This is a genomic window from Massilia sp. IC2-477, from assembly GCF_020707265.1.
In the GTDB taxonomy this organism is placed as follows: Bacteria; Pseudomonadota; Gammaproteobacteria; order Burkholderiales; family Burkholderiaceae_D; genus Telluria.
In genome coordinates, this window is sequence record NZ_JAJFEQ010000007.1 from 131,852 (window position 1) to 151,976 (window position 20,125).

The window sequence follows — 20,125 nt, forward strand, 5'->3', positions numbered from 1 at the left end:
TTTCGCCGCGTCTAACCAGCGCGGCATGACACGGCCTTCGGGTCGCGGAGTTAATAAAAATGAAACGTATGTTGTTTAACGCTACGCAGCAAGAGGAGCTGCGCGTAGCGATTGTCGACGGTCAAAAGCTGATCGACATCGATATCGAGACCGCCGGTCGCGAGCAACGCAAGTCCAATATCTACAAGGGTGTCATCACCCGCATCGAACCCTCCCTCGAAGCCTGCTTCGTCAGCTACGGCGAAGACCGCCACGGTTTCCTCCCCTTCAAAGAAGTTGCCCGTTCTTATTTCCGTGATGGCGTCGACGTGCGTAACTGCACGATCAAGGAAGCCCTCAAGGAAGGCCAGGAAATCATGGTCCAGGTCGAGAAAGAGGAACGCGGTAACAAGGGCGCCGCCCTCACCTCCTTCATTTCGCTGGCCGGCCGCTACCTGGTCCTGATGCCGAACAACCCGCGCGGCGGCGGCGTGTCGCGCCGCGTCGAGGGTGAAGAGCGTCAGGAACTGCGCGAAACCATGGACAAGCTCGACCTGCCGCAAGGCATGTCGGTGATCGCCCGCACCGCCGGCATCGGCCGCAACGTCGACGAACTGCAGTGGGACCTGAACTACCTGATGCAACTGTGGCGCGCGATCGAAGGCGCCGGCAAGTCGGCGTCGGGCCCCTTCCTGATCTACCAGGAATCCTCGCTGGTGATCCGCGCGATCCGCGACTACTTCCAGCCGGACATCGGCGAAGTCCTGATCGACACCGACGAGATCTTCGAACAGGCGCAGCAGTTCATGTCGCACGTGATGCCGGACATGGCGCATCGCGTCAAGCGCTACAGCGACGACGTGCCGCTGTTCTCGCGTTTCCAGATCGAACACCAGATCGAAACCGCCTATGCCCGCACCGTGCCGCTGCCGTCGGGCGGCGCGATCGTCATCGACCACACCGAAGCCCTGGTCTCCATCGACGTCAACTCGGCGCGCGCCACGCGCGGCTCGGACATCGAGACCACCGCCTTCAACACCAATTGCGAAGCGGCCGACGAAGTGGCCCGCCAGCTGCGCCTGCGCGACCTGGGCGGCCTGATCGTGATCGACTTCATCGACATGGAAGTGGCCAAGAACCAGCGCGAAGTGGAACAGCGCCTGAAGGACGCCCTGCACCATGACCGTGCACGCGTGCAGATGGGCAAGATCTCGCGCTTCGGCCTGATGGAACTGTCGCGCCAGCGCCTGCGCCCGTCGCTGTCGGAAGGCTCCCACGTGACCTGCCCGCGCTGCTCGGGCACCGGCCACATTCGCGATACCGAATCCTCGGCCCTGCAAGTCCTGCGCATCATCCAGGAAGAGGCCATGAAGGAAAACTCGGCCGCGATCCACGTGCAGGTGCCGGTCGACGTCGCCGCCTTCCTGCTGAACGAAAAGCGCGGCGAAGTGCTCAAGATCGAGAACCGCCACCGCATCACCGTGATCCTGATCCCGAACAAGCATCTGGACACCCCGCACTACAAGCTCGAGCGCATCAAGCACGACGACCCGCGCCTGGAAGACGTGGCCGCCAGCTACACCATGGCGGAATCGGCCGAGACCGACATGAGCTTCTCCAAGCGCCAGAAGGAAGAAGCCAAGCCGCGCCAGGAAGCCGTGGTCAAGACCATCACCCCGGCCCAGCCGGCGCCGATGGTGGACCGCAGCGAAGCCGCAAAACCGGCCAAGGCCGCCGCGCCCGTCCCGGCCCCGGCCGCTGCAGCGCCGGCCCCGAGCGAACTGGGCTTCTTCGCCCGCGTCAAGGCCTTCTTCATGGGCGCACCGGTGGCACCAAGCCAGGCGCCTGCCCCGGTCGTGGCTGAGAAGCCCGCCGCACCGGCAGCCGGCGAGCGCAGCGAACGCAATGGCCGCAACGGCCAGCGCACCCGCAACGGCCGCGGCGCCAAGGGCGGCCGCGAGCGCGACGAGACTGCGAAGCTCGAGGAAACCGTCAAGCCGGCGGAAGCCGAAGGCAAGCCGGCGCGTCAGCCGCGCGAGAAGCGTGAGCCGCGCGAACCACGTGCACCGCGCGAGCCGCGCGAGCAGCTCGAGGGCGCAGCACCGGCACGCGCCGAGCGTGAGCCGGGCGAACGCAAGGAACGCGCACCGCGCCGCGAACGTGGCGAGCGCGCCGCCCAGCAGGTCGAGGCCAAGGCCGAAGAACTGAAGCTGCAGGCCGTCCCGGCTCCGAGCGAGGAAAGCGAACTGTCGACCACCACGCCGCACGGCGACGTGCTGGACCACGCGGTGAAAGTCGCCGCCACCGGTCCGGATGGCGAGGAACTGGAAACCGAAGGCGGCGACGAGCCGCGCCGCCGCCGCCGCCGCGGTGGCCGAAACCGCAACCGCCGCGACCGTGACCAGGTCGAAGGCATCGAGTCGGCTGAAGGTGTCGACGGCGCACCGGTGTTCACCCCGGTGGCCGACGAAGAGGCCGCCAAGGTCGCTGCCGCAGCCAAGTCGCCGAAGAAAGCTGCCGCCCAGGCCGAGCCGGGTCCGTGGCCCTTCCCGACCGCCGCGTCGGTGGCTGCCAAGGCCAAGGCCGAAGCCGATGCCGCCGCCAGGGCTGCGGCCAAGGCCGCTGCCGCGGCTGCACCAGCGCCAGTCGCACCAGCACCTGCTCCCGCGCCGAGCGTAGCGGCCGATCCGGGTCCGTGGCTGTTCCCGACCGCAGCGTCGATGGCTGCGGCCAAGGCGCCGGCAGTGGAAGCGGCACCGGCGCCGGCACCTGTCGCCGAAGCACCGGCTGCACCGGTTGCCCCGGTTGCCCCGGTTGCCCCTGCACCGGTCGCTGCCGCTCCGGCGCCAGTGGCTGCCCAGGCTCCGGTGGACCTGAACGAAGTCCTGTCCGCCGCCGGCCTGCAGCTCGCTGCGACCGATCCGGAAAAGCTGCGCGCCGCACAGGAAGCCGCCACCCAGGCCACTACTGCACCGCGCATGGGCCGCGCCCGCAAGAAGGTCGAGGCGCCGGTGGATGAGCCGCTGATCCAGGTGGATACGCGTCAGTAATCCAGTCGCGTTCAGACAAGAGGGGAAGCTGCGGCTTCCCCTTTTTTGTTTCATGCCCAACAGGGACGCAAGCAGGCAGTCATATTGTCGGGTTACGATAGCAGGATGCCAAGCTCCATCTCCTTCCGCGAAGCCCTGCTCTACTGGCTCAAGCTCGGCTTCATCAGCTTCGGCGGCCCGGCGGGCCAGATCGCCCTCATGCACAGCGAACTGGTCAAGCGCCGCCGCTGGATCTCCGAGCAGCGCTTCCTGCACGCCCTGAACTACTGCATGCTGCTGCCCGGTCCCGAAGCGACCCAGCTGGCCGTCTACATCGGCTGGCTGCTGCACCGCACCTGGGGCGGCATCGTGGCCGGGCTGCTGTTCATCCTGCCCTCGCTGCTGCTCCTGATCGGCCTGTCGTGGATCTACCTGGCCTGGGGCCACCTTCCCGTCATCGCCGGGGTCATGGCGGGCATCAAGCCGGCCGTGGTGGCGATCGTGATCGGCGCCGCCTGGCGCATCGGCACCCGCACGCTGCGCAACGGCGCGCTGGCGGCGATCGCGGCGCTGGCCTTCGTCGCCATCGCCGTGCTCGATGTCCCCTTCCCCCTGATCGTGCTGGCGGCCGCGCTGGCGGGCCTGGTGGGCGGACGCCTGTGGCCGCAGCGCTTCCAGCCCGGCGGCGGCCATCCCGCCAGCCGCAAGCACTACGGACCGGCCCTGATCGACGACGACACCCCCACGCCGGCGCACGCGCGCTTCTCCATGCGCGGCCTCGCCAAGGCCGGCCTGATCGGCACCGGCCTGGCACTGGGCGCCTGGCTGCTGCTGGCCGCCGTCTATGGTGTGGACGGCACCCTCACGCGCATGGGCTGGTTCTTCACCAAGGCTGCCCTGATGACCTTCGGCGGCGCCTACGCGGTGCTGCCCTACGTGGTGCAGGGCGCAGTCGAAAAATACGGCTGGCTGAGCGCCACCCAGATGATCGACGGGCTGGCGCTGGGCGAAACCACGCCGGGTCCCCTGATCATGATCGTCGCCTTTGTCGGTTTCGTGGGCGGCTGGACCCATGCGCTGTTCGGCCCGGCCGCCCTGCCCCTGGGCGGCATTGCCGGGGCGCTGGTGGCCAGCCTGTTCACTTTCCTGCCCTCGTTCGTGTTCATCCTGGCGGGCGGGCCGCTGGTCGAGTCCGGGCGCGGCAACGTGCGCCTGACCGCCCCGCTCACCGCGATCTCGGCCGCCGTGGTCGGCGTGATCGCCAGCCTGGCCGTGTTCTTCGGCCAGCACGTGTTCTTTGCCGGCGGCCAGCTCCAGCCGGGCGCGATCGCCATCGGCCTGGTGGCGGCAATCGCCCTGCTGCGCTTCAAGCTCGGGCCCATCAAGCTGATCGCCGCCTGTGCGCTGGCGGGGGTCGTGCTATCGTATTGGCATGCCTGAAAAAATCATCCTGCTGAACGACCTGCGCTCGCCCCTGCTTCCGGTGCCGGCGGCGCCGGACGCGCCCACCGGACTGTTGTCCGACGCCCTGGGCCGGCCGCTGCACGACCTGCGCATCTCGGTGACCGACCGCTGCAATTTCCGCTGCGTCTACTGCATGCCGAAAGAGGTGTTCGACAAGGACTACGCCTACCTGCCGCACAGCGAGCTGCTCTCGTTCGAAGAGATCACGCGCGTGGCGCGCCTGTTCATCGCCCACGGCGTCGAGAAGATCCGCCTGACCGGCGGCGAGCCGCTGCTGCGCAAGAACCTGGAACGCCTGGTCGGCATGCTGCGCGCGCTCCCCACGCCGAGCGGCCGCCCGCTCGACCTCACGCTCACCACCAACGGCTCGCTGCTGGCGCGCAAGGCGCGCGCGCTGAAGGACGCGGGCCTGGACCGCGTGACGGTCTCGCTCGACGCCCTCGACGATGCCGTGTTCCGGCGCATGAACGACGTCGACTTTGCGGTGGCCGACGTGCTGCACGGACTGGACGCCGCGCACGAGGCCGGGCTGGGCCCGATCAAGGTCAACATGGTCGTCAAGCGCGGCACCAACGAAGACCAGATCCTGCCGATGGCGCGCCACTTCAAGGGCTCGCCCTTCATCCTGCGCTTCATCGAATACATGGACGTGGGCGCCTCGAACGGCTGGAACATGGTTGACGTGATTCCGTCCGCCGAGGTGATCCGCCGCATCGGCGCCGAGCTGCCGCTGGCGCCGGTCGCCGCCAACTACACGGGCGAGACCGCCGCGCGCTGGCGCTACCTGGACGGCGGCGGCGAAGTCGGGGTCATCTCCAGCGTCACCCAGGCCTTCTGCCAGGACTGCACGCGCATGCGCCTGTCGACCGAAGGCAAGCTGTACACCTGCCTGTTCGCCACCCAGGGCCACGACCTGCGCACCCTGCTGCGCAAGGAGCGTAGCGATGCGGAGATCCTCGGCGCCGTGGCCCAGCTCTGGCGCGGCCGTACCGACCGCTATTCCGAGCAGCGCACGGTCGATACCTCGGGCCTGGCGCGCGGCAAGAAAGTCGAAATGTCGTACATCGGCGGCTAATACTTCGAACAACATGGAAAAGACACTCATCACGGGACTGATCCTGGCGGGCGGGCGTGGCTCGCGCATGGGCAACGTCGACAAGGGCCTGCAGCCTTTCCGCGGCAAGCCGATGGCGCAGCACGCGATCGAGCGCCTGCTGCCGCAGGTCGGCTCGGTCATGGTCAACGCCAACCGCAACCTCGATGCCTGGCTGGAGCTGGCCGCGCCCGTATGGGCTGACGAAACGCCCGGTTTCGCGGGCCCGCTGGCGGGCCTGGAGGCGGGCCTGATGCACTGCGCCACGCCCTGGCTGCTGGCGGTGCCCTGCGATTCGCCCTTCCTGCCGCGCGACCTGGCCGAGCGCCTGGCCGCCGCGGTCGAAGAACACGACGCCGACCTTGCCTATGCGGTCACCCAGGAAGCAGGCATGCGCCCCCAGCCCCACCCCGTGTTCTGCCTGGTGAAGGCGAGCCGGCTGCCGGTGCTGTCGCGCTACCTGCTCGAGGGCGGACGGCGCATGGACGGCTGGTACAAGGACCTGAAGGCGGTCGAGGTGCTGTTCGAGGACGCGGACGCCTTCCGCAACATCAATACCCTCGACGAACTGCAGGGCCTGGACCAGACGGCGGCGCGCAGCCTGGCGCAGGTGGCGAGCTGCCTCTCCAGCTACGATCCGGAAGCCCTTCCTGTACGCGACGCCCAGCGCATCATCCGCGAGTTCGTGCAGCCTGTGCGTGCGGTGGAAAAAGTCGCGCTGCGTGCGGCGCTCGGCCGCGTGCTGGCGGCAGACGTCATTTCTCCGATCAACGTGCCGGCCCACGACAACTCGGCCATGGACGGCTTCGCCCTGCGCGGCGCCGACCTGCGCCCTGACGCGCCGGTCACGCTGTGGGTGCTCGGCACGACCTACGCCGGCAATGCCCTTGGCGTGGTGCCGGCGAGCGGAGAATGCGTGCGCATCATGACGGGCGGCGTCATGCCCGAAGGCTGCGACAGCGTAGTGCCGCAGGAATTCGTCACCCAGGACGGCGACCGCATCACGGTACCGGCCGGCGTGATCCGCCCGGGCGACAACCGGCGCTTCGCCGGCGAAGACCTGAAGGCCGGCGGCCCTGCCCTGACGGCGGGCCGCGTGGTGCGCCCGCCCGACCTGGGGATGCTGGCTTCGCTCGGCATCCCCGAGGTCGCGGTGCAGCGCCGCCTGCGCGTGGCCTTCTTCTCGACCGGCGACGAACTGCGCTCGGTCGGCGAATCGCTGGACGAAGGCTGCGTCTACGACAGCAACCGCTACACCATCTACGGCATGCTGCAGCGCCTCGGCTGCGACATCATCGACATGGGCGTCGTGCGCGACGACCCGCAAGCGCTGGAGGAAGCCCTGCGCAGCGCCTGCGAGAACGCCGACGCCATCATCACCTCGGGTGGGGTCTCGGTCGGCGCCGCCGACTACACCAAGCAGATCATGGCGAAGCTGGGCGACGTCACCTTCTGGAAGATCGGCATGCGCCCGGGGCGCCCACTGGCCTTCGGACGGGTGAACTCGAACGGCCGCAGCGCCTTCCTGTTCGGGCTGCCCGGCAATCCGGTAGCGGTGATGGTCTCGTTCTACTTCTTCGCGCGCGAGGCGCTGCTGCGCATGATGGGCGCCGAGGCTCCGCTACCACTGCTGCGTGCGCGCTCCAGCGGCGCGATCCGCAAGAAGCCGGGGCGCACCGAATACCAGCGCGGCATCCTGGCGCGCGGCGCCGACGGCGAACCGGAAGTGCGCATCACGGGTTCCCAGGGCTCGGGCATCCTGCGCTCGATGTCGGAAGCGAACTGCATGGTGGTGCTGCACGACGAGCAGGGCAATGTCGCGGATGGCGACATGGTGGACGTATTAGTCTTTGAGGGGTTGATGTAGGGGTGGTCCAGTCCAGTGGACTGGACCACGCTCCGCCGACCGCGCGTTCAAACCATGCAAGATCTGCCTGTGCGCCAATTCAAGCGTTAACCATCGACGCGCGGTCGGCAAAGCGTGCGCCAGTCCACCGGACTGGCGCACCCCTACCTAATCGTCGGTATCCAGCCGGTCCGGCCCCAGCATCAGCTGCGCGGCCTCGGACGGCAGTGCCTCCACCGACTTCAGCTTCTTCGCCATCACCCGGCTGCGCACCTCGGCGCTTTCGATGTTCTTGGCTGCCTTCTCCAGCGTCGCCTTGGTCGTGGCCAGCACGTCGCCGAACTTGGTGAACTCCGTCTTGACCGCGCCCAGCACCTGCCACACCTCGGACGAGCGCTTTTCCAGCGCCAGCGTGCGGAAGCCCATCTGCAGGCTGTTGAGCAGCGCGGTCAGGGTCGAGGGGCCGGCGATCGTCACGCGCAGCGAGCGCTGCAGGTCGTCGGCCAGGCCGGGACGGCGCATCACTTCCGCATACAGGCCTTCGGTCGGCAGGAACAGGATGGCGAAATCGGTGGTCTGCGGCGGCGACACGTATTTCTCGCAGATGGTCTTGGCCTCGACCCGCACCGCGCGTTCCAGCTCGGCGCCGTAGCGCGCCACGCCCTCGGCGTCGGCCGTTTCGGCCGCTTCCAACAGGCGTTCGTACTGCTCCTTGGGGAACTTGGCGTCGATCGGCAGCCACAGCGGCGGGCCGCCGTCGACCGTGCCCGGCAGCTTGATTGCGAATTCGACGCGTGCGCCAGTACCGGCGATGGTTTCAACATTCTTGGCGTATTGGTCGACAGTCAGCACCTGCTCCAGCAGCATCTCCAGCTGCACTTCGCCCCAGGTGCCGCGGGTCTTGACGTTGGTGAGCACGCGTTTCAGGTCGCCCACGCCGATCGCCAGCTGCTGCATCTCGCCCAGGCCCTGGTGCACCTTCTCCAGCCGCTCGCTGACCTGTTTGAAGCTCTCCGTCAGACGCGTTTCCAACGTCGCGTGCAGCTTCTCGTCGACGGTCTGGCGCATCTCTTCCAGGCGCTTGGCGTTATCGAGCTGCAGGTCGCGGATCTTGGTTTCCAGCGTGCCGCGCACTTCCAGCATGCGCTGGGCATTCGATTCGGTCAGGTTGGACAGGGTCAGCTGCAAGGTGTCGGCAAAACGCTTCAAGGCGCGTGCCTGCTCCTCGCGGCCGCTCGCGGAATGCAGCTGCATCTGCTGGCGCATGCCGTCGAGCTGTTGCACCGTCGCTGCGTGGTACTGCCCCATGTGGCCGGAGACTTCCTGGCGCGTGGCCTGGGCAGTCGACTGCATCTCGAGCCGCAGTTCACGTTCCAGGCGTTCGATGTGGCGGCCGTCTCCCGCGTTGCGCGCACGGGCGAGCAGCAGGAATTGCAGGACGATGACGACCGCGACAGCAATCAGGATCAGGAGTTCAACCATGCCCATGCGTCAGTCTGCCTTGTTCCGCATCCAGTCGGCGGTATGGTAGAAGGACTGCATCATCCGCATGCGCAGTTCCTCGTCGTAGCCCAGGTCTTCCATGGCCCAGGCCATGGCGCGCAGCCACTGGTCGCGTTCCCTGGTGCCGATGGCGAACGGCAGGTGGCGTGCACGCAGGCGCGGGTGACCATGCTGCTGCACGAACAGGTCGGGACCGCCCATCCAGCCGGACAGGAACATGAACAGCTTTTCGCGCGAGCTGTCGTTGGGTTGCGGGTGCATGGCGTGGATCTCGGCGAATTCCGGCTCCAGCTGCATCAGGTCGTAGAAACGGTCGACCAGTTCGCGCAGGCGCTCGGCGCCGCCCATCACCTCGTAGAGGGTTTGTGCTTCGGGGGTGTTCGATTCGGACATGCCAGCATGATAGCGCGCCGGAGTGACTGCTGGCCACCCCGGCGCCCGGCTGTTGCAATTCAGCCCTTCATGCTTCGCGCAGGGTCTGCAGCGGCGGCTGGCGCAGCACGCTGCGCAGGCCCAGCCAGCCGCCGATCAGGGCACAGACCGCGCCGACCAAGGCGCCCGCCAGCCACACCTGCGGCTCGAAACGCCAGGCGAACTTGAAGACGAATTCCGCCAGCACCCAGCCCATCGCCGCGGCGCCGGTCGCCGCCAGCACGCCGGACAGGCCGCCGACCAGCAGGAACTCGATCCGCTGCGCCGTGGCCAGCTGGTCGCGGGTGGCGCCGAGCGCACGCAGCAGGCCCGCTTCGCGGGTGCGTTCCGACTGCGATCCCATCAGGGCCGCGTACAGCACCAGCACGCCCGAGGCCAGCGTAAACATGAACAGGAACTCGACCGCCACCACCACCTGGTCCAGCACTTCCTGCAGCTGGCGGATGATGCCGGAGACGTCGATCACGGTCAGGTTCGGATAGGCGCGCGTCAGCGCATTGGTGAGGTTTCCGCCCGCATTTGCTCCACCTTCGGGAAGGTGGAAGGCCGTCATGTAGCTGGCCGGGGCATTCGCCATCGCCGCCGGGTTGATGATGACGAAGAAGTTGGCCCGCATCGAACCCCATTCCAGCTTGCGCAGGCTGGTCACCTTTGCTTCGACCGGCAGCCCGGCCATGTCGAAGCGCATCACGTCGCCCAGCTTCAGGCCCAGGGTCTTGGCCAGGCCCTGCTCGACCGAGGCTTCGGCCACGCCGGGCGCGTCCTTGTACCAGCTGCCGGCGACGACCTCGTTGGTCTCGGGCAGGTTCGGCATCGTGGACAGGTTGAACTCGCGCTCGGCCAGGCGGCGCGCGTCGCCGTTCTGGTAGGTGTTGCGGGTGAGCTGCTTGCCGTTGATGGCGGTCAGGCGACCGCGAATCATCGGGTACAGCACGGGCTTGGCCACGCCCGCGCCGCGCAGCTGCTGCTCGACGCCGGCGGCCTGCTCAGGCTGGATGTTGATGATGAAGCGGTTCGGCGCGTCCGGCGGCGTGGCCAGGCGCCAGGCCGCCATCAAGTCGCCGCGCACCACGGTGAGCAGCAGCAGCGCCATCAGGCCCAGCGACAGCGACACCACCTGCACCACGGTGGCGCCGGGGCGGCGCTGCAGCGAGGTGATGGCGAAGCGCCAGGCCTGGTGCTTGAAGGCGCCGCGCAGGCCGCGCAGCAGGCGCAAGCCAAGCCAGGCCACCAGCGCAAACACACCGAGGCCGCCGAGGAAACCGCCGGCCGTCATCAGGGCCAGCTTGGTATCGCCGGCCTGCCACAGCAGGAGCAGCAGGAATACACCGATGCCCAGGCCATAGGTGGCCAGCGCCAGCGGCTGGGGCGCGGCCGCTTCGCGCCGGATCACGCGGTTGTGCGGCACGTTGCGCAGCTGGAGCACCGGCGGCAGCGCGAAGCCGACCAGCAGCAGCATGCCGGTGGCGACGCCCTGCAGCGCCGGCAGCATCGACACCGGCGGCAGGTCGGGCGGCAGCAGGCTGCCGATCATCTCGAGCAGCACGAAGTGGGCGCCGAAGCCGACCGCCACGCCCAGCACGCTGCCCGCCAGGCCGACGATGGCGAACTCGATCAGGTACAGCGCGCCGACCTGGTTCTGGGTCATGCCGAGGCAGCGCAGCATGGCGCAGGCGTCGAGGTGGCGCTGCATGAAGCGGCGCGCCGCCATCGCCACCGCGACCGCCGCCAGCATCGCCGACAGCAGGCCGACCAGCGACAGGAAGCTGTCGGCGCGGTCCAGCGTGGCGCGCATCTCGGGACGGCCGTTCTCCAGCGTCTCGATGCGCACCCCGCGCACGTTGCGCGCAGCGATATCGGCGCGCAGCCATTTTTCGTATGCCGCCACGCCGGAGATATCGTTGCGTGAGGGCGAAGCCACCTGCAGCCGGTAGCTCACGCGCGAGAAGGCGTCGACCAGGCGCGTGGCCGGCAGGTCCGCCATCGACAGCATCACCCGCGGGGCGAAGTTGGCGAACGAGGCGCCCTTGTCCGGTTCGGTGGCGATCAGCTGGGCGATGCGAAACTGCTTGTCGCCGAGCTGGATCGTGCCGCCCACGCCGACCCGCAGCGCCGGCAGCAGGTTGGCGTCCACCCACACGGTCCCCGGCGCCGGTATGCCGTCGGTCTTCTGGCCGAGGGCGCGGCTGGCCGCGTCCGGGTCAAGCGTGATCGTGAGCTGGCCGCGCAGCGGATAGCCGGGCGTGACCGCCTTGACGGCGGCCAGCTGGGCGCTCGTGGCCTCGCCCTCGCCCGCCTGGGCCATGCTCTGGAAGGTGGCGGTTTCGGCGATGAGCAGGCCGCGCCGCGTGGCCTCGTCACGCCAGCGCTGCTGGATCGGATCGTCGGCGTTCAGCAGCAGATCCGCGCCCAGCAACTGGTGGGCGTCGCGGTTCAGGCCTGCGCGCATGCGGTCGATGAAGAAACCCACCGAGGACAGGGCCGATACGGCCACGATCAGGGCCACCAGCAGGAAGCGCAGCTCGCCCGCGCGCCAGTCGCGCGCGGTCATGCGAAGGGACTGGATCAGCATGCGTGTTCCTTAAGCGGCAGTGGCGTGAGCGGTAAAGAAGGCGTCCACCTCGCCGAGAAAAGCGCGCTTGCGCTCCGGATCGAGGAAGGAGGCGGCGAAGCTGTTGCGCGCCAGCTGGCGCGCGTGTCCGGCGTCCAGCGGCAGCGCCTCGAAGGCGGCGATGAAATTGTCGTTCATGTAGCCGCCGAAGTAGGCCGGGTCGTCCGAGTTGACGGTGGCGGCCAGGCCCGCGTCGAGCAGCGCGCGCAGATTGTGGCTGCCCATGACGTCGAACACGCGCAGCTTGATGTTCGACAGCGGGCACACGGTCAGCGCCATGCCCTCGCGCGCCAGGCGTTCGACCAGTTCCGGGCTTTCCAGGCTGCGCACGCCATGGTCGATGCGCTCGACCTTGAGCACGTCGAGCGCGCTTTCGATGTAGGCGGGCGGTCCCTCCTCGCCCGCATGCGCCACCAGGCGCAGGCCGAGCTGGCGGGCGCGCTCGAACACGCGCGCGAATTTTTCCGGCGGGTGGCCGACTTCGGACGAATCGAGGCCGACGCCAATGAACTTGTCGCGGTAAGGCAGCGCCTCGTCCAGCGTGGCCAGTGCTTCTTCTTCCGACAGGTGCCGCAAGAAGCACATGATGAGGGTGGCGCTGATCGGGCCTTCCTCGCAGGCGCGCCAGATGCCGTTGATGACGGTTTCGAAAGGCACGCCGCGCGCGGTATGGGTTTGCGGGTCGAAGAAGATCTCCGCGTGGCGCACATTGTCTGCATGCGCGCGCGCCAGATAGGCGGCGGTCATGTCGTAGAAGTCCTGCTCGGTAAGCAGCACGCTGGCGCCGGCGTAATAGATGTCGAGGAAGGATTGCAGGTCCGTGAAAGCGTAGGCCTCACGCAACGCCTCGACCGAGGGATAGGGCAGCGATACGCTGTTTCTTTGTGCCAACGCAAAGATCAGCTCAGGCTCGAGCGAACCCTCGATATGGACATGTAATTCTGCCTTCGGCATGTTCCGCAGGACGCTGCGCAACTGGTCATTCAGCATGGTGTTCTCCGGCGCTTCGCTTGGTTCGATAGGACATGGGCAACTAGTGTAACGCATACCTGCGCTGCCCTGTGCCATAGGTGCAATGGCCCATTTTTCAGGCCCTCGTATTGACAGTATGCGTGCGCCACAGCTTGCACATATCGTGCAATATCGGATCACAACTGTTGATATTTAAGCAGCCTGAAGCGGCTTGAATCGACCGTTTCAGACCCGCGTCAAAGGCCTTGCCGACACCCTTCTCCGGGCCTCGACCAAGACCGCAAAAAACGGGTTTTCCTTATTCGATTCAAGCACTTGCATATGCATTAGCTACGCGCACGGCACTGCTTTGACTTCGGGAACCATTAGGCACATAATAAATTTCACCAACGCAAAAAAAGACGCTCTCCAAGCAGCGGGAGGCCGGACCGTTCGACCAGGGCGATCCGGGACGACAACAAGAAAATCGCCAGCATTTCCGGCGCCGGCCAACCCGGTTCCGCGTGCGGCGACCCACAAGGAGCACGCCAATAAAGACCGGGGCCCGAGGCAGCCCTTGCACAGTCGGCTGCCATGACAGTGATGTTGTTCGCACACCAGTTGCACATAAAGGACATCGAAATGAGCATCTTTGACAACTACACCGCCCGCTATGAGCGTACCCGGGAAGAGGAATACTCCATGTCGGAGTTCCTTCAACTGTGCAAGAAGGATCCCCTGACCTATGCCAGCGCGCCCGAGCGCATGCTGGCCGCCATCGGCGAGCCCACCCTGATCGACACCCGCCTCGACCCGCGCCTGTCGCGCATCTTCGCCAACAAGGTGATCAAGGTCTATCCGGCCTTCCGCGAGTTCTACGGCATGGAAGAAGTGATCGAGCAGGTCGTCTCCTACTTCCGCCACGCGGCGCAAGGCCTGGAAGAGCGCAAGCAGATCCTCTACCTGCTCGGTCCGGTCGGCGGCGGCAAATCCTCGATCGCCGAAAAGCTCAAGAGCCTGATGGAACACGTGCCCTTCTACGCGATCAAGGGTTCGCCCGTGAACGAATCGCCGCTGGGCCTGTTCAACGAAGCCGAGGACGGCACCATCCTCGAAGAAGATTACGGCATTCCGCGCCGCTACCTGCGCGGCATTCCCAGCCCGTGGGCGGTCAAGCGCCTGCACGAGTTCGGCGGCGACATCAACAAGTTCCGCGTGGTCAAGCGCTATCCGTCGATCCTGAAGCAGATCGCGGTTTCCAAGACCGAGCCGGGCGACGAAAACAACCAGGACATTTCCTCGCTGGTCGGCAAGGTCGACATCCGCAAGCTCGAGGATTACGCCCAGGACGATCCGGACGCCTACAGCTATTCGGGCGGCCTGTGCCTGGCGAACCAGGGCCTGATGGAATTCGTCGAGATGTTCAAGGCGCCGATCAAGGTGCTGCACCCGCTGCTGACGGCCACGCAGGAAGGCAACTACAAGGGCACCGAAGGCTTCGGCGCGATTCCCTTCGAGGGCATCGTGCTAGCCCACTCCAACGAGTCCGAGTGGAAGACCTTCCGCAACAACCGCAACAACGAAGCTTTCCTCGATCGTATCTACATCGTCAAGGTGCCCTACTGCCTGCGCGTGTCGGACGAGATCAAGATCTACGACAAGCTGCTCTACAACTCCTCGCTCGACAAGGCGCCCTGCGCGCCCGGCACCTTGCGCATGATGGCGCAGTTCGCGATCCTGTCGCGCCTGAAAGACCCGGAGAACTCCAGCATCTATTCCAAGATGCTGGTGTATGACGGCGAGAACCTGAAGGACACCGACCCCAAGGCCAAGTCCCTGCACGAGTACGTCGACTATGCCGGCGTGGACGAAGGCATGAACGGCTTGTCGACCCGCTTCGCGTTCAAGATCCTGTCCAAGGTCTTCAACTTCGACAATACCGAAGTGGCGGCGAATCCGGTGCACCTGCTCTACGTGCTCGAGCAGCAGATCGAGCGCGAGCAGTTCCCGCCGGAGACGGAGCAGCGCTACCTTTCCTACATCAAGGAACACCTGGCGCAGCGCTACGTCGATTTCATCGGCAAGGAAATCCAGACCGCCTACCTGGAAAGCTATTCCGAGTATGGCCAGAACATCTTCGACCGTTATGTGACCTTCGCCGACTTCTGGATCCAGGACCAGGAGTTCCGCGACCCGGACACCGGCGAGAGCTTCGACCGCGAATCGCTGAACGCCGAGCTCGAGAAGATCGAGAAGCCGGCCGGCATCTCGAATCCGAAGGATTTCCGTAACGAGATCGTCAACTTCAGCCTGCGCGCGCGGGCCACCAATGCCGGCAAGAACCCGGCCTGGACCAGCTACGAGAAATTCCGTAGCGTGATCGAGAAGAAAATGTTCTCGAACACTGAAGAACTCCTGCCTGTGATCTCCTTCAATGCCAAAGCGAGTGCCGAGGATGCCAACAAGCATGCCGACTTCGTGGCCCGCATGGTCGAGAAAGGCTATACGCCGAAACAGGTGCGACTGCTGTGCGAGTGGTACCTGCGCGTCAGGAAATCGTCCTGAGCTGACAGGCAGCAGCGCGCCGGGCGGCGGCGCAGACCCTGCCCCCAGCGCGTGCGCGTTCGCCACACGCACGCGCAGTACGCGCATTCACGCCGCGTATTAAGATAGGGGCACCGGGTTTGCCGGTCCGCCGCGAACCTAGCAGGAACTGAGCAGGAGGGATGTTTTGACTTACCTCATCGACCGTCGCTTGCAGGGCAAGAACAAGTCCGCGGTCAACCGCGAACGCTTCCTGCGCCGCTACAAGGCGCAGATCAAGGACGCGGTCGGCCGCGCGATCAAGGGCCGCTCGATCACCGATATCGAGAACGGCGAAAAAGTCACGATCCCGGTCAAGGACGTGAACGAACCCCACTTTGGCCACGCCCATGGAGGCGTCTGGGAAACCGTCAATCCCGGGAACACCGAATACCAGAAAGGCGACCAGTTCAACCGTCCGCGCAGCGGCGGCGGCGGGTCCGGGCGCGGTCGCGCCGGCAACAGCGACCAGACCGTCGAAGACGACTTCATCTTCGAACTGTCGCGCGAAGAATTCATGAACTACTTCTTCGAGGATCTCGAGCTGCCGAACATGGTCAAGACGCAGCTCACCCAGACCATCGAATACAAGAACCAGCGCGCCGGCTACAACGTGTCCGGCACGCCCTCCAACATTCACGTGCTGCGCTCGCTGCGCGGCGCTCTGGGACGCCGCATCGCCGTCGGCGGTCCGGCCAAGCGCCAGCTCAAGGAAGCCGAGGAAGCGCTCCAGGCCCTGTTCGACGAAGGCGCGCCGTCCGACGACGAGGAGGTGATCGAACTCAAGGACAGGATCCACCACCTGCACATCCGCCTGAACGCGATCCCCTTCATCGACCCCTTCGACCTGCGCTACTCGAACCGGATCAAGGTGCCCAAGCCGAGCACCTCGGCCGTGATGTTCTGCATCATGGACGTGTCCGGGTCGATGGACGAGACGCGCAAGGACACCGCCAAGCGCTTCTTCATCCTGCTCTACCTGTTCCTGAAGCGCGTCTACGACAAGATCGAAGTCGTCTTCATCCGCCACCACACGGCCGCGGCCGAGGTCGACGAAAACGAGTTCTTCCACTCGCGCGAATCGGGCGGCACGGTGGTGTCCTCGGCCCTGCACCTGCTGCAGAAGATCCTCGCGGAACGCTACGGCAGCGCCGACTGGAACGCCTACGTGGCCCAGGCTTCGGACGGCGACAACTGGGACAACGACTCGGTGCTGTGCCGGCAGATCCTCAGCAATGCCATCATGCCGCGGGTGCAGTACTACACCTATGTCGAGATCACCGACGGCCCGCCGCAGAACCTGTGGGAGCAATATTGCGAAGTGGCCGACAACCACAAGAACTTCGCGATGCAGAAGATCGTCACCCCGGCCGACATCTACCCGGTATTCCGTGAGCTGTTCAAGAAACAGCCCAGGTGACAACAATACGGAGGCCCGCCATGCCAAGAGACCCGAACAACCCGCGCGCCCTGCCCGACCAGTCGGAGTGGACCTTCGACCTGATCGAACAGGCGCACGAGGAAATCAAGCGGGTGGCCAAGCGCTACGGCCTGGACACCTACCCCAACCAGCTCGAGATCATCACCGCCGAACAGATGATGGACGCCTACACATCCGTCGGCATGCCGGTGTCGTACAACCACTGGTCATTCGGCAAGCACTTCCTGACGACCGAGAAAAGCTACAAGCGCGGCCAGATGGGCCTGGCCTACGAGATCGTCATCAACTCGGATCCCTGCATCGCCTACCTGATGGAAGAGAACAGCCTGACGATGCAGGCCCTGGTGATCGCGCACGCTGCCTATGGGCACAATTCATTCTTTAAGGGCAATTACCTGTTCCGCACCTGGACGGATGCCGAAGCCATCGTCGACTACATGGTGTTTGCCAAGAACTATATTGCCGAGTGCGAACAGCGCTACGGCATCGACGCCGTCGAGGAACTGCTCGATTCCTGCCACGCGCTGCAGAACTATGGCGTCGATCGCTACAAGCGTCCGGCCAAGCTGTCGGTGGCACAGGAAACCGCGCGCCAGAAGGAACGCGAGGAATACGCCCAGTCGCAGGTCAACGAGATCTGGCGCACCCTGCCGCTGCGCGAAGAACAGGTGGCCGCCGCCGCTCCGCTGCGCTTCCCGCCCGAGCCGGAAGAGAACCTGCTGTACTTCATCGAAAAGTACGCGCCGCTGCTGGAACCCTGGCAGCGCGAACTGGTGCGCATCACGCGTAAGATCTCGCAGTATTTCTATCCGCAGCGCCAGACCCAGGTGATGAACGAAGGCTGGGCCACCTTCTGGCATTACACGATCCTGCAAGACCTGTATAAAGAGGGCATCGTGGGCGACGGCTTCATGCTGGAGTTCCTGCAGAGCCATACGAACGTGGTCTACCAGCCGCCGGCGACCAGCCCGTATTACAGCGGTATCAATCCGTACGCGCTCGGTTTCGCGATGATGACCGACATTCGGCGTATTTGCGAAGACCCGACCGAGGAAGACCGCCAATGGTTCCCGGACATCGCCGGCAGCGACTGGCTCAAGACCCTCGACTTTGCGATGCGCAATTTCAAGGACGAGAGCTTCATCGCCCAGTACCTGTCGCCCAAGCTGATCCGCGAGTTCCACTTCTTCGCCGTGCTCGACGACGACCGCAGCGACAAGCTGACGATCTCGGCGATCCACGACGAGCAGGGCTACCGCTACGTCCGGCAAAAGCTGGCCGACCAGTACAACCTGGGCAGCCGCGAACCGAACATCCAGGTGTGGCAGGTAAATACCCGGGACGACCGCGCCCTGACCCTGCGACATACCCAGTTCAACCGCCGGCCGCTGAACCAGCAGGCCCAGGAGGTGCTGAAGCACGTCGCGCGCCTGTGGGGCTTCGACGTGCGGCTGGAAACGGTAGATCCGAGCGGCCACGTGGTCAGCTTCCTCGAGTGCCGGCGCGAGAAGCGCGGCCGCTGAGCCACCGGCCGGCTGACCTTCAGGCAGCCCCTTGCAGGCAGGCCCTTTCAGGCAGCACCTTACAGGCAGCCCCTTGCAGGCAACCCTTGCGCGTACCCCGTTCGCATCGCCAGCACCGCCCGGCCGGCAGCGTCCTTGCGGCGCTGCCGGCCTTTCCTCCCACTCTCTGGCAAGTTCGAGCGCCGCACGATTGCCTTTTCGCCTACGGTCGCGTTACACTCCAGCTCACACCCGCTTCGGGTAATTGCCGGTAAGCTCTTGTACGCCGCACTTACTCACCCGGCCCAGCTTTCATTTCCATGCTTGGCCGCATCTTTTACTACCCCTCCCCCTAGCAAATCACCAGTCCGACGTAATTTTTTTTCGCATCCGTGCGCAAACAGACTGTTCAAATCGTCGATTTCCATGTAGTTTTGCCATGCATGAGCATCAGATATCGCGCGCCCTGTTAGCAGAAGCACAACTGAAGCATATCAAGACGCGTTTCCCCCATGAGTTCCAGCTATGGGCGACAGAGGGAAATGGGGCTTCTCGGGCTGCTCAACAGGACGCGGAGCTTCGATGAAACTGGCTATAGTTTGTAAAAAGATCCGCCTTGCAGTATATGAAATTTGCTGTAGAGCTGATTTAGCATGAAAAATTTGGTAAAACTGGCATTCATGCCTGATGATCCACAGATGGAGGACGAGCACTACATAAAATTACAAATCACCCCTGCTTTCTGGACCACGGACACCCTCGCGCCGCGCTTGTATAGATGAGCCAGTTTGGGCGTTTTTAGAGGCAGTTAGGACCCCTTTCGGGGGTATAAAAATGTCTCCTCAAAAAAGAATTCGTAGGTATAATTCTTTGATGTCCCGGATGCGGCCCTAGGTTTTTGTCGTGTTTAGTGGGTTTAGTGGCAACAAAAAAGAGTTGGTATTGGAGAAAGATGGCATGAATTTTACGCATGATAAGCAACCGGGCAGGAATTTCACCGGTCTCGCCATTGTTATCCTGTTGCACGTTCTGGTAGCTTGGGCAGTCATCAATGGCCTGGGCACCCGCATCGTCACCAAGGTAACCGAGGCTGTGGAAACGAAACTGATTGAAGAGGTGAAACCGCCGCCACCGCCGGAAACGCCGCCACCGCCGCCACCGCCAGAGATGAAGGCTCCGCCACCGCCGTTCATCCCGCCGGTCGAAGTGCAGGTGCAGACGCCGCCGCCGCCGCAGAACGCGATTGTCACCGCAACCAATACGCCGCCGCCGACCACCTCGCTGGCGCCTCCGGCTCCTCCGGCACCACCGGCTCCGCCGGCACGTGGTCCGGCCGGCCCGAGCCGTACCGAAGCGGTTGCAGACTTCAACACTTGCGCACGTCCGGAATATCCGCGTTCGTCGCAGCGTAACGAAGAGACCGGTACCACCCAGCTCCAATTCCTGATTGGCGCGGATGGACGAGTGATGGAATCCAAACTGCAGAAGTCGTCTGGCTTCCGCGACCTGGACCGGGCTGCGCAATCGGCCCTGAGCAAATGCCGATTCAAGCCGGCCACGGTCGATGGCCAGCCGCAACAGGCATGGACAGCGGTGCAGTACGTCTGGACGCTGGAATAAACCCGAGACAACTCATCGTCTCAACTCTATGATTTTCGTTGTTACTAAGTTCAGCGAACTGTCTATTTTAT

At 65.1% G+C, this 20,125-nt stretch carries 12 protein-coding genes; 8 read left to right on the forward strand and 4 right to left on the reverse strand.

The genetic code is table 11. From position 1 onward, the window contains the following. The first annotated feature begins 59 nt into the window (after positions 1–59). From LK542_RS15790 to glp, 4 genes are all read left to right on the forward strand, one after another. On the forward strand, positions 60–3,029 hold the full coding sequence (locus LK542_RS15790; protein ID WP_227812620.1) for an Rne/Rng family ribonuclease: 2,970 nt from the start codon (positions 60–62) through the stop codon (positions 3,027–3,029). A gap of 105 nt (positions 3,030–3,134) precedes the next feature. Further along, positions 3,135–4,448, forward strand: coding sequence for a chromate efflux transporter (gene chrA / locus LK542_RS15795; protein WP_227812621.1), 1,314 nt, complete (start codon positions 3,135–3,137; stop codon positions 4,446–4,448). Further along, the gene (gene moaA, locus LK542_RS15800; RefSeq protein WP_227812622.1) at positions 4,441–5,547 is read left to right on the forward strand and encodes a GTP 3',8-cyclase MoaA; all 1,107 of its coding nucleotides are present in this window, start codon (positions 4,441–4,443) and stop codon (positions 5,545–5,547) included. The genes chrA and moaA overlap by 8 nt, the downstream gene beginning before the upstream one ends. 13 nt (positions 5,548–5,560) lie before the next feature. Continuing rightward, positions 5,561–7,432 carry a gephyrin-like molybdotransferase Glp gene (gene glp, locus LK542_RS15805; RefSeq protein ID WP_227812623.1) on the forward strand — a complete coding sequence of 624 codons (1,872 nt, stop codon included), beginning with the start codon at positions 5,561–5,563 and terminating at the stop codon, positions 7,430–7,432. A 147-nt stretch (positions 7,433–7,579) separates the two neighbouring features. On the opposite strand, the gene LK542_RS15810 is transcribed toward glp, so the two are convergent. From LK542_RS15810 to LK542_RS15825, 4 genes are all read right to left on the reverse strand, one after another. Further along, on the reverse strand, positions 7,580–8,899 hold the full coding sequence (locus tag LK542_RS15810; protein WP_227812624.1) for a DNA recombination protein RmuC: 1,320 nt from the start codon (positions 8,897–8,899) through the stop codon (positions 7,580–7,582). Positions 8,900–8,902: 3 nt separating this feature from the next. Beyond that, complete coding sequence (locus LK542_RS15815; RefSeq protein WP_227799418.1) at positions 8,903–9,307, reverse strand: group II truncated hemoglobin; 405 nt, start codon at positions 9,305–9,307, stop codon at positions 8,903–8,905. A gap of 67 nt (positions 9,308–9,374) precedes the next feature. Continuing rightward, a complete protein-coding gene (locus LK542_RS15820; protein ID WP_227812625.1) occupies positions 9,375–11,918 on the reverse strand; it encodes an ABC transporter permease in 2,544 nt (847 codons plus the stop codon). A 9-nt stretch (positions 11,919–11,927) separates the two neighbouring features. Then, complete coding sequence (locus tag LK542_RS15825) at positions 11,928–12,947, reverse strand: adenosine deaminase (protein WP_227812626.1); 1,020 nt, start codon at positions 12,945–12,947, stop codon at positions 11,928–11,930. Positions 12,948–13,550: 603 nt separating this feature from the next. Here LK542_RS15825 and LK542_RS15830 point away from each other — a divergent pair. From LK542_RS15830 to LK542_RS15845, 4 genes are all read left to right on the forward strand, one after another. Beyond that, positions 13,551–15,473: a PrkA family serine protein kinase gene (locus tag LK542_RS15830; protein WP_227799421.1), complete on the forward strand. Its 1,923-nt coding sequence runs from the start codon at positions 13,551–13,553 to the stop codon at positions 15,471–15,473. Positions 15,474–15,639: 166 nt separating this feature from the next. Then, entirely contained in the window at positions 15,640–16,911 is a 1,272-nt protein-coding gene (locus LK542_RS15835) for a YeaH/YhbH family protein (RefSeq protein WP_227812627.1), read from the forward strand. Between the two features lie 20 nt (positions 16,912–16,931). Then, positions 16,932–18,455: a SpoVR family protein gene (locus tag LK542_RS15840; RefSeq protein ID WP_227799423.1), complete on the forward strand. Its 1,524-nt coding sequence runs from the start codon at positions 16,932–16,934 to the stop codon at positions 18,453–18,455. A gap of 936 nt (positions 18,456–19,391) precedes the next feature. Continuing rightward, positions 19,392–20,054, forward strand: a complete 663-nt coding sequence (locus LK542_RS15845; RefSeq protein WP_227799424.1) for an energy transducer TonB — start codon at positions 19,392–19,394, stop codon at positions 20,052–20,054. Positions 20,055–20,125 lie beyond the last annotated feature (71 nt).

Excerpts from the sequence above, each read along its gene's own strand:
- LK542_RS15790 (WP_227812620.1), top strand. The coding sequence starts at position 60 with ATGAAACGTATGTTGTTTAACGCTACGCAGCAAGAGGAGCTGCGCGTA.
- chrA (WP_227812621.1), top strand. The coding sequence starts at position 3,135 with ATGCCAAGCTCCATCTCCTTCCGCGAAGCCCTGCTCTACTGGCTCAAG.
- moaA (WP_227812622.1), top strand. The coding sequence starts at position 4,441 with ATGCCTGAAAAAATCATCCTGCTGAACGACCTGCGCTCGCCCCTGCTT.
- glp (WP_227812623.1), top strand. The coding sequence starts at position 5,561 with ATGGAAAAGACACTCATCACGGGACTGATCCTGGCGGGCGGGCGTGGC.
- LK542_RS15810 (WP_227812624.1), bottom strand. The coding sequence starts at position 8,899 with ATGGGCATGGTTGAACTCCTGATCCTGATTGCTGTCGCGGTCGTCATC.
- LK542_RS15815 (WP_227799418.1), bottom strand. The coding sequence starts at position 9,307 with ATGTCCGAATCGAACACCCCCGAAGCACAAACCCTCTACGAGGTGATG.
- LK542_RS15820 (WP_227812625.1), bottom strand. The coding sequence starts at position 11,918 with ATGCTGATCCAGTCCCTTCGCATGACCGCGCGCGACTGGCGCGCGGGC.
- LK542_RS15825 (WP_227812626.1), bottom strand. The coding sequence starts at position 12,947 with ATGCTGAATGACCAGTTGCGCAGCGTCCTGCGGAACATGCCGAAGGCA.
- LK542_RS15830 (WP_227799421.1), top strand. The coding sequence starts at position 13,551 with ATGAGCATCTTTGACAACTACACCGCCCGCTATGAGCGTACCCGGGAA.
- LK542_RS15840 (WP_227799423.1), top strand. The coding sequence starts at position 16,932 with ATGCCAAGAGACCCGAACAACCCGCGCGCCCTGCCCGACCAGTCGGAG.
- LK542_RS15845 (WP_227799424.1), top strand. The coding sequence starts at position 19,392 with ATGAATTTTACGCATGATAAGCAACCGGGCAGGAATTTCACCGGTCTC.